General features: G+C 68.9%; 1 protein-coding gene. It reads left to right on the plus strand.

Going from position 1 to position 380, the window contains the following annotated elements; translation table 11 throughout:
- The coding region (locus G3I71_RS50085) for a hypothetical protein (RefSeq protein ID WP_164325648.1) at positions 1-281 on the plus strand (281 nt) is incomplete at its 5' end.
- Positions 282-380: the final 99 nt, after the last annotated feature.

Genomic DNA, 380 nt, shown 5'->3' on the forward strand with positions numbered 1-380 from the left:
AAGCGGTGCCCGCCGCGAGTTGCACGGTCACGCCAACGGCGAACGGCGTCACCATCACCGGTGAGGGCTTCACGGCCCCGCGGAAACTCAACGACGGCAACACCACCCAGTCCTTGAACATCGTGGGAGGGTCCTTCTCGGTCAGCCGCACGCAGAAGAACGCCGACTACACCGTCCTTGCGGGGCAGGAGGGCCAGAACTTCGCGTTCGTGAACTGCAAGAAGGTGGCGGGCAAGACCGGCGGCGGAGCCCAGGGCAACGTCCAGGGCAACGTGGGGTAGCGCATGCGGACGGGGAGCGGCGGGCCCACGCCGACCGGAGCACCTCCGGAAGGCGCGGGCCGGCCCACCGGATCGTCGTCGCTGGATGAAGTCGGCAGG

Origin of the sequence: Streptomyces sp. SID12501, from assembly GCF_010550245.1 — a bacterium.
Classification (GTDB): domain Bacteria; phylum Actinomycetota; class Actinomycetes; order Streptomycetales; family Streptomycetaceae; genus Streptomyces.